The organism is Acidimicrobiia bacterium (genome assembly GCA_040880805.1).
Taxonomy (GTDB): Bacteria; Actinomycetota; Acidimicrobiia; order IMCC26256; family DASPTH01; genus DASPTH01.
The window spans coordinates 36,079-45,769 of sequence record JBBDHW010000019.1; the positions used below are offsets into that span (position 1 = coordinate 36,079).

The 9,691-nt window shown below is 69.4% G+C and carries 7 protein-coding genes; 2 read left to right on the forward strand and 5 right to left on the reverse strand.

From position 1 onward, the window contains the following. Positions 1-86: 86 nt before the first annotated feature. The gene (locus WD271_03595) at positions 87-1,301 is read left to right on the forward strand and encodes an acyl-CoA dehydrogenase family protein (GenBank protein MEX1006909.1); all 1,215 of its coding nucleotides are present in this window, start codon (positions 87-89) and stop codon (positions 1,299-1,301) included. A 110-nt stretch (positions 1,302-1,411) separates the two neighbouring features. After that, a complete protein-coding gene (locus WD271_03600; GenBank protein ID MEX1006910.1) occupies positions 1,412-2,314 on the forward strand; it encodes an LLM class flavin-dependent oxidoreductase in 903 nt (300 codons plus the stop codon). Here WD271_03600 and WD271_03605 read toward each other — a convergent pair. From WD271_03605 to WD271_03625, 5 genes are all read right to left on the reverse strand, one after another. Then, positions 2,304-3,173: a DMT family transporter gene (locus tag WD271_03605; GenBank protein MEX1006911.1), complete on the reverse strand. Its 870-nt coding sequence runs from the start codon at positions 3,171-3,173 to the stop codon at positions 2,304-2,306. The two genes, WD271_03600 and WD271_03605, sit on opposite strands and share 11 nt — an antisense overlap. 1 nt (position 3,174) lies before the next feature. Continuing rightward, positions 3,175-3,903, reverse strand: coding sequence for a polysaccharide deacetylase family protein (locus tag WD271_03610; GenBank protein MEX1006912.1), 729 nt, complete (start codon positions 3,901-3,903; stop codon positions 3,175-3,177). A gap of 23 nt (positions 3,904-3,926) precedes the next feature. Next, positions 3,927-5,693: a glycosyltransferase gene (locus WD271_03615; GenBank protein ID MEX1006913.1), complete on the reverse strand. Its 1,767-nt coding sequence runs from the start codon at positions 5,691-5,693 to the stop codon at positions 3,927-3,929. A gap of 96 nt (positions 5,694-5,789) precedes the next feature. After that, positions 5,790-7,790, reverse strand: coding sequence for an AarF/UbiB family protein (locus tag WD271_03620; protein MEX1006914.1), 2,001 nt, complete (start codon positions 7,788-7,790; stop codon positions 5,790-5,792). Positions 7,791-7,812: 22 nt separating this feature from the next. After that, complete coding sequence (locus WD271_03625) at positions 7,813-9,444, reverse strand: long-chain fatty acid--CoA ligase (protein ID MEX1006915.1); 1,632 nt, start codon at positions 9,442-9,444, stop codon at positions 7,813-7,815. Between the last annotated feature and the right edge of the window lie 247 nt (positions 9,445-9,691).

Here is a 9,691-nt window from a genome sequence, read left to right on the forward strand (position 1 = left end):
CACACCACCCAGCACGAACTGGCGTCGTTCAAGGCGGCTATACGACCTTGAACGACGCAGGTTCGCAGACGGACGAGGATGCGACCATGGACTTCGCGCCCAGCCCACGCGCCGAGGAGCTCAGGCGGGAGCTCGCCGAGTTCATCGACCTGTTCGTCGATCCGGCCACGCCCGTCGCCCGGAAGCAGGTCGAGGATTCGGGCGATCCGCACTTCCATCCGCCCGTGATGGAGGAGCTGAAGAAGGAAGCGCGATCACGCGGCTTGTGGAACCTCTTCCTGCCCAACGACAAGTACGGCGCCGGGCTCGGCAACCTCGACTATGCCCCGCTGTGCGAGCTCATGGGGCGCTCGCCGCTCTCGCAGGAAGCCACCAACTGCAACGCTCCCGACACCGGCAACATGGAGATCCTCGCGGAGTTCGGCACGCCGTTGCAGGTCGAGCAGTTTCTCCAGCCGCTGCTCGACGGGGAGACGCGTTCGTGCTTCGCGATGACCGAGCCGTTCGTCGCCAGCTCCGACGCCACCAACATCCAGAGCCGCATCGAGCGTGACGGCGACCACTACGTGATCAACGCGCACAAGTGGTTCACCAGCGGCGCGGCGTCGAAGCGGTGCAGCTTCGCCATCCTCATGGGCGTGTCCGACCCGAATGGCGATTCGCACCGACGCCACAGCATGGTGCTCGTCCCGCTCGACACGCCCGGCGTCACGATCGTTCGCTCGCTCCCGGTGTTCGGCCGCGATCACGGCATGGGCCACTGCGAGACGCTCTACGAGAACGTGCGGGTGCCGAAGGAGTACATCCTCGGCGAGGAGGGTGGCGGGTTCGCGATCGCGCAGGCACGGCTCGGTCCGGGGCGCATCCACCACTGCATGCGCGCGATCGGCATGGCCGAGCTCGCGCTCGAGCTGATGTGTCGGCGGGCGCAGACGCGGGTCACGTTCGGCAAGCACCTCGCCGACCAGGGCGTGATCCAGGAACGAATCGCCGAGTCGCGCATCGCCATCGAACAGGCGCGCCTTCTCACGCTGAAGGCTGCGTGGCTGATCGACACCGTCGGCAAGAAGAGCGCGCGCTTCGAGATCGGCGCGATCAAGGTGATCGCGGCCCGGCTCGCCACCTCCGTGATCGACCGCGCCATCCAGACGTTCGGCGGCGCGGGCGTCACCGACGACTGGCCACTCGCCGAGATGTACGCGCACGCGCGCACCCTCCACCTCGTCGACGGCCCCGACGAGGTGCACCTCCAGCAGATCGCCCGCCGCGAGCTGCGGCAGTACGAGTCTCTGCGTGTCTAGATGCTGAGGCGCACGCGGCGAACGGAGCGAGCGGCAGCGAGTGCAGAGAGCTCGCCAGCGAGCGAACGGCGGCGAGGCGGGTATCCCGCCTCGCAGAGAGCGAGCGCATGGTGAAAGTTCGGATCGGATTTGGCGCGGGGACGGCGGGGCTCGCGGACGGCGGCACTCGGTTCGGCGAGCTCGTCGACGCGCTCGAACGCAACGGCTTCGACTCGATCTGGTGTTCGGAGCGCGCGACGGGACCGGCGCCCGACCCGTTGGTCGCGCTCTCGTTCGCGGCCGGGCGCACGCGCAAGCTGAAGCTCGGCACGTCGGTACAGGTGCTCCCCGGGCGCAACCCGGTGCTCCTCGCGAAACAGTGGGCGGCCCTCGACCGGCTGTCCGGTGGGCGCGCGCTCCCTGCCTTCGGGCTCGGCGTCGTGGAGCCGATGGAGCAGCAGGCCTTCGGCGTCACGCGGGAAGATCGCGCGCCGCTGTTCGACGAGGCACTCCCCCTGCTCCGTCGCCTGTGGACCGAGGAGGCGGTCGACCACGACGGCCCGCGCTATCACTACGAGGGCGTGTCGATCGGCACGCTCCCGATCCAGCAACCGCTCGACGTGTGGCTCGGTGGCCGCGCGCCCGCCGAGCTCCGCCGCGTCGGGCGCTTGGGCGACGGGTGGCTCCCCAGCTTCTCCACTCCCGCGGTGGTCGCCGACGGCCGGGTGATCGTCGAGAAGGCGGCGGCCGACGCGGGCCGCGCCATCGACCCCGAGCACTTCGGCGCGATGGTGTTCTACGCGCGCACCGAGATGCCGAGCGCGTTCGCGCGTGCACTCGCGCAACGCCGCGGCGTCGACCCCGACGAGGTGATCATCGTGGGTCTCGACGCGCTGCGGACGCGGCTCGAGGAGTTCATCGCGGTCGGCTTCTCCAAGCTCGTGCCGGTGCCGCTGGAGCCGGTCGAGTCGTGGGACGAGGAGCTCGACACCCTCGCCGACGCGGTCCTGGATCTCCAGCGCGTCAAGCAGTAACGGCCGCGTCAGCTTCTTCGTGCGTCACGAGCGGCGAGCGCGCGAGCGCGATCGTGCCCACCGCCATCGCCCCGATCGCTGCAGCCGTCACCGTCACCGCGAGCGAGCCGTGCGCGTCGAGGTGCTCGCCGAACATCGTCACCGCGAAGATGCAGCTCAGCACGGGGTTCGTCACCGCGATGGCGGGCAACGACGCGGCCACGTGGCCGGCCTGGAAGGCGCTCTGGTTCAGCAGGAGCCCGACGGCTGAGACCGCGAGCAACGCGTACAGCTGCCAGTGTCCCAGTACTTGGACCACCCCACCGTCGAAGAGGTCGACCGTGGCCTTGGTGAGAATCGCGGTGAAGCCGTACACCGTGCCCGTCGCGACACCCAGGTAGAGCGCGCGCCGCGATCCCATCGTCTTCACCGCGAGCGCGACGAGCGTGCCCGTGATCACCGCGACGACCGTGCCCGCCACGACCCACGCGCCGAGCGACGCGGTGGAGCGATTGCCATCGGGCGAGCCGACGACCACGAACAACGCCAGCCCTCCGGTGACCGCGATCGCGGGGATCCATTCGTGCCGGGTGACGCGTCGCCCGTGACCGATCGTCGACAACGGCAGCGCGAACAACAGACCGCTCACGAGCAGCGGCGCGACGGTGACCACGGTCCCGGTCGCGAGCGCGCCGGCCTCGAAGCCGAAGGCACCGAGGTCGAGGACGATGCCGAGCAGCCACACCGGTCGCCGCACCAGCGCGAGCAGGAGGGCCGGCCGCAGCGACAGCTCCGGCGGCTGCTCGGACGCAACCCGCTGTTGGAGCACGGACGCACCCGCATAGCTGAGCCCCGCGAGGAGCGCGAGCGCGATGGCCATGTCAGCGAGGGTACGTGAACCCCTTGCCCGACTCGATCCCGTGGTCGCCGACCGCACCGACGGTGAGACGGCGCGCCGCGAGCTCGTCGGCGAGCCGGGGCAGTGCACCCACGGTGGCCTTCCACGATCCGGGGTACGACTCGCAGTCGGAGTCGTGGAGGAGCACCGTCCCGCCGTCGAGGTAGCGGCGGGTCACGTCGGCGACGACGGTCTCGGGCGTGGCCTCGCGCCGCCAGTCGCGGCCCCACGTGGTCCAGAGGACCGTCGCCATCCCGTGGCGGCGTGCCGCGCGCAGCGCGGAGAACGACAGGATGCCGAACGGCGGCCGGAACCAGCGCGGCTCGACGCCGGTGGCAGCCGCGACGGTGTCGTACGCGTGCGCGACGTCGTGCTCGGTACTGCGGGGCGTGCGTCGCAGCATGTTGCGGTGCAGATCACCGTGGACCGCAACCTCGTGGCCGGCGGCCGCGACGTCCTGAGCAACCGTCGGTGATCGACGAACCATGTCACCGAGCATGAAGAACGTGGCGCGCCAGCCGAGGTCGTCGAGCACCGAGAGAATCTCGGGCGTCGACACCGGATCGGGGCCGTCGTCGAACGTCAACGCAACGTGTCCGGGCCGGCCGACACCGACGAGACGCGGCGTGATGCGCACTCCGATCGGCGACACCCCGACGAGCGCCGGTGCCGCGTGCACTGTGGCCGCACCGAGACCAACCGCGCCCGCCATCCCGGCCAGCTTGACCGCACGCCTCAGCGGAGCTCCCCGAGCGGGTGCGCGTGCAGACCGGCGCGCTCGAGCCGCGCCTCGAGGTCGGACACCGCGATCTCCATCGCCTTCGCGTCGCGGTCGCGACCGTCGAGCAGGTACACCTTCCGTGCTTCGAACGTCGATGGCAAGTTCTCGGGCCCGAAGGTGTGATCGGGCACGACGAGGCGCTGCTTCGAGCGCCGTGAGAAGAACTGGTCGAACGCGTCGGGCCGTCGGGCCGAGACGAACTCGTGCATCGGCTCGCCGGTTTCACGGGCGATCACCTTGCCGGCCTTGTCGAGGTCGTTCCGGGCCTGGTTCCACGGGAGCAGCGTTCCCTTACCCCATCCTCCGTTCGCGATATCGACCTTGCGGTCGACCAACCATTCGAGCTCGGGCGAGTGATGGCTGGCGGTCCGCGCGTCGATCACCGCCGACACACCAAGGTCGTCGATCGCAGCGAGTAGCGCTCGGTCGCTGAGCTGACGATCGTCGAGCCGTACCCCGATGTACGCGGCGTGCTCGGCGTTCGCCGGTGGCTTGGCCACACCCACACCGATCGCCGAGACCGCTTGGGCGCCGACGGTGAGCCCGATGTACAGCGCGACCACGCTCGCGGCCACGATCGTGACCGAGCGGCGCCCCTTGGGTGTGCGCAGCACGACCACCCGCCCCTTGCGGTCGACCGAGTTGTTGGCAACCGCGAGCTCGGCGACGGCGTCGGCAGGGTCGCCGGTGAACAGTTGGCGCGCGGTCGTGACCAGCTGCTCGCGTGCCGGACCCGGAGTGGTGAGCTCGCGCAGACGTGTTTGCAGCTCCTCGTCGTCGCGCGCGTAGTAGTTGACGCCCGAGCGCGCCATCATCTCGGCGTTGTCCTTGCCGTGCCCGGCGATCGGAAGGTACGTGATCACGGGGAGGCCCACCGCGAAGGCCTCCATGCAGGTGAGGCCGCCCGCGTTCTCCACCAGCGCGTCGGCGGCAGTCATGAGCGCGGGCATCTCGTCGCTCCAACCGATCACCGTGCCGAAGCCGCGGCTCTCGAGGTGGGTCAGGAGCTTCTCGTCCTTCCCGCACACGGTGATCGGGTGGAACTCGCCGGAGCGCCCGATCGCCTCGACGGTGGCGAGGACGTCACCGACGCCCCACGACCCGGCGACGACGAGCACCGCCCGGTCGTCGGGTGCGAGGCCGAGCGCGCTCCGCACCGCGGCACGGTCGATGCGAGCATCACGGAACCGGTCGGCGACCAAGGGTCCGTGCGCACGCGCGTCCTTGCCACCGCGAGCAACCGCCGCCGCGGCAGAGAGCTCACTGACAGCAAGGTGACGGTCGATGCCCGGGTGTACCCACAGCGAGTGCACCGCGAAGTCGGTGAGATAGGTGACGACGGGGACGCGGAGGATCTTCGTGCGCCGCATGCGGCCGAGGACGAGCGACGCGAGCGGGTAGACCGACACGATCGTGTCGGGCCCGAACGCCTTGATCGCCTTGCGCAGCTTCCGACGAGTGAGCCACGTATCGACCATCACCGCGGGAGCGCGCAGGAGAGGCGCCATGCGGTACGACAGCTCGTAGCTCCACGGGAAGAGCCGGAGCTGCACCTGGTAGAACCAGCGGAGGAAGGGCCCGATGTGGAGCGCGACCGCGTCGAGGAAGTCGATGACTTCTACCCGATGGCCGCGCTCGTCGAGCCGCTTGCGAAGCTCTTTGGCCGCGCCGTCATGACCCGCGCCCATGGACGCGGAGACGATCAAGATGCTCCGACGCACGGGCGCAGAGTATCGGGTCACCCTGCGCCGCGCCGGGAACAGCACCCCGGGAGAGAACCGTCGAACTTCCGCCGGGTGCTCACGCGCCCATCCGGGCTAGTTGAGGCGGTCGCGGAGGACGGCGACGATGACGCGCATGGCGAGGACGGTCGAGCAGAACAGGCCGAAGTAGCCGAACACCTGGAAGAGCGACGTGTTGCCGGTGAACGGCGGGCCGCCCTCGATCGCGATCAGCCCGACGGACAGCAAGCCGATGGTCCCCGACAGGAACGCGAGGATCGAGCGGTTCACGAGGGTGGTCACGAATCGCGTGTCGTCTGCGTCCTGGAAGTGACTCACCCGCACGCGGATCCCCTCGCGTTCGAGCATGCTGAACGCGCGGTCGACGTGGCGCGGCAGCCGCCGCAACATCGGCACCGTGCGCAGGATCTCGTCGCGCACCGCCTGTTGCACGGATCCGGGCGTGATCTGGCCGCGTACCCACTGCGCGGCGATCGCCTCGGCGGCGTCGATCACCGAGTAGCCCGGCGCGATCGTGGTGAGCGTGCCCTCCAGCACGATCAACGCGCGGAAGAACGTGCTCCACTCCGCCGGGAGCGTGATGCCGAACTCGAAGAACAGCCGGAGCATCGCGTTGAACATCGCGGCGTCGGCGCGCGCGCCGGGCGCGAGATGTTGAGCCATGAACCGCGCGAGCGCGCGCTCGAACTCGGCGATGTCGACGCCGCGTCGCAGGCTCGCGACCTGCAGCACTGCCTGCGCGACGGCGTCGGCGTCGCGCCGGCTCACACCAGCCATGAGCTCTCGGAGCGCGGCCTGCTGGACAGAATCGAGACGGCCGGCAGCGCCGAAGTCGATCAGCGCGAGGCGACCGTCCGTGAGCAGCATCACGTTCCCGGGGTGCGGGTCGGCATGGAACACCCCGTCCTGGAGCATCTGCTCGAGGACGGTGCGGAGCAGGAGGTCGGCGATCTTCGTTCGCTCCCCGGCGCGCGCATCGCCCCAGGCGACGTCGCGCACACTCGCGCCGTCGAGCCACTCCATCACGAGCACCCGCGACGTGCTCAGCTCTTCGTAGACCTCGGGAACCGAGATCCGCGATCCGTGCGGCAGGCTCGACGCGATCGCGCGCGCGTTGCGCGCCTCGATGCGAAAGTCGAGCTCTTCGCGCAGTCGGGAACTGAACTCGTCGACAAGATCCATCACGTGATAGTCGGCGCCCCACGACGTACGCGTCTCCGCGACGCGACCGAGCTCTTCGAGCACCGAGAGGTCGACCGCCACCGACTCTTCGATGCCGGGCCGGATCACCTTGACCACCACCGGTGAGCCGTCGGGCAGGGCGGCTCGGTAGACCTGACCGATGGACGCCGCCGCGAGCGGCTGCCAGTCGAAGGTGGCGAATACGTCCTCGAGCGGCGCGTCGAACTCCGACTCGAGCAAGGCGGCGACGTCGTCGCGAGCGGCCGGCTGCACGTGATCCTGGAGCAACGAGAGCTCCTTGACCGCGTCGGGGGACAGCAGATCCGAGCGCGTCGAGACGATCTGGCCGAGTTTCACGAACATGCCGCCGCATTGCTCGAGCGACAGCCGGAGCCGCCGCACGGTGGGGGTCTTCGCGCCGTTCCGGGAGACGTCGTCGTGCCGGCCGAGGCCGAGCGAAGGACCGAGGCCGTTGCGCACCGCGATCCTCGTGATCTCGGCGTACCGCGCCATCCGGCGACCGCGGCGACGGAGGGACCGCACCGGGTGCGGAACCGACGCGAGGCCGGTTTGCGCGCGGGCCATCATGCCCGGCCGCGAGAGGAACTCGATCCACACCGCAGCCGCCATCGCGCCGAACAACGCGAACAGGAACAGATTGCGGGCGAAGCCTTCGGACGCGTTGCCGCGTTCGTTCGCGATGAGCAGTGAGATCGCGACGCCCACTGCGAAGCCGACGATCCCGGAGAGCACGCTCGCACCGAACGACCGCCGTACCCCAAGCACCCGGCCGACGAAAATGCCCGCGAGCACCGAGAAGGCGAACGCAGGAATGAGGAGCCAGAGGTCGCCGCCGAGCCGGTCGAAGACCGACTCCGCGAGCGTCGGGGTCATCGCGGCCAAGGCTGCCCGCGGTTCACGCGAGCTCCTCGACGACGAGAACGCCGTCGGCGTGACGAGAGCGAAGCACCTTCTTGTCGAACTTGCCGACGCTCGTCTTCGGGACCTCGTCGATGAAGGTCCAACGCTCGGGAAGCTGCCACTTCGCGATGCGATCACCGAGGAACTCGCGCAGCTCGCTCGCGGTCACCTCGGCATCGCTCTTCCGCACGATGCACGCGAGCGGTCGCTCGTCCCAGCGCGGATCGGGCACCGCGATCACCGCGGCCTCCGCCACCGCGGGATGCGCCATGAGCAGCACCTCGAGCTCCACCGACGAGATCCACTCCCCGCCCGACTTGATGACGTCTTTCACGCGGTCGGTGATCTGGATGTAGCCGTTCGGCGTGACGCTCGCGATGTCGCCGGTGCGGAGCCAGCCGTCGTGGAACTTGAGAGGGTCGGGGTCGCGGTAGTACGAGCCCGTGATCCACGGACCGCGCACCTGGACCTCGCCGACCGCTTCACCGTCCCACGGGAGCACGGTGCCGTCGTCGTCGACGATGCGCAGCTCGACGCCGGCGATGACGCGCCCCGACTTCACTCGCCAGTCCATCTCCTCGGTGGTGCCGAGGTCGATGCCTTTCGGCGGCCACGACACCGCGGCCAGCGGGCTCGTCTCCGTCATGCCCCAGCCCTGCAGGATGCGGATGCCGAACTGCTGCTCGAACTGCTCGATGAGCGGGCGCGGCACCGCCGAGCCGCCGCAGATGACTCGTTCGAGCGACGAGAGGTCGACGGAGTTCGCCTCCGCGTAATGGAGGAGCTCCGTCCAGATCGTGGGCACCGCGCCCGCGCAGGTGGGCTTCTCCTGCTCGATGAGACGCGCGAGCGGCTCGGCCTGGAGGTAGCGATTGGGCATGATCAGATCGGCGCCCGCCATCCACGCGGCGTAGGGCGTTCCCCATGCGTTCGCATGGAACATCGGTACGACGGGCAGCACCCGGTCGCGATCGGTGTACGCGACCGCGCCGGCCTGCAGTACGCCGAGGGAGTGCAGGAACGTGGAGCGGTGCGAGTAGACGACACCCTTCGGGTTGCCGGTGGTGCCGCTCGTGTAGCACATCGCTGCCGCGGCGCGTTCGTCGATCTCCGGGTACGCGATGCCGGGCTGCTCGGCGGCGAGAAGCTCGTCGTAGCGCAGCACCTGCGCGCGGTTGCCCTCGAGCGGGGCGGTGTCGGCGTCACCCACCACGATGTAGTACTCGACGCTCGACAGCTCGGGCGCGAGTTTCGCGAGCACCGGGATGAGGGTGCCGTCGACGATGACGATGCGGTCCTCGGCGTGGTTCACGATGTACACGAGCTGATCGGGGAACAGCCGGATGTTGAGTGTGTGGAGCACACCCCCCATGCAGGGGATCGCGAAATAGGCCTCGAGGTGCTCCTGGGTGTTCCACGCGAAGGTGCCGACCCGGTCACCCGAATCCACGCCGAGGCGACGCAGCGCCGCCGACAGCTGGTCGACCCGGGTGGCGACTTCGGTGAACGAGGCCCGGCGGCTCGAGTCACCCTCGAAGGTCACCACCTCGCTGTCGCCGTGGACCGTTCGGCCGTGGCGGAAGATCATCCCGATGGTGAGGGGAAAGTCCTGCATCGTCGACAACATCGAGGCCCTCCGTGCGTGATTCGGCGTGCGCGACTCGGATGGACGCGACTCGGATCGACGGCCGGAGCGTACCCGGGACCCCGTTTCCCCGTCACCCGCCGTAGTTCATCCTCGTATCCACCTCCACCATGGGTCGGACACCCGCATGAGCGCCCGGCATCACCCGCCGTAGTTCATGCGGGTGTCCTCCATCACCATGGGTCGGACACCCGCATGAGCGCCCGGCATCACCCGCCGTAGTTCATGC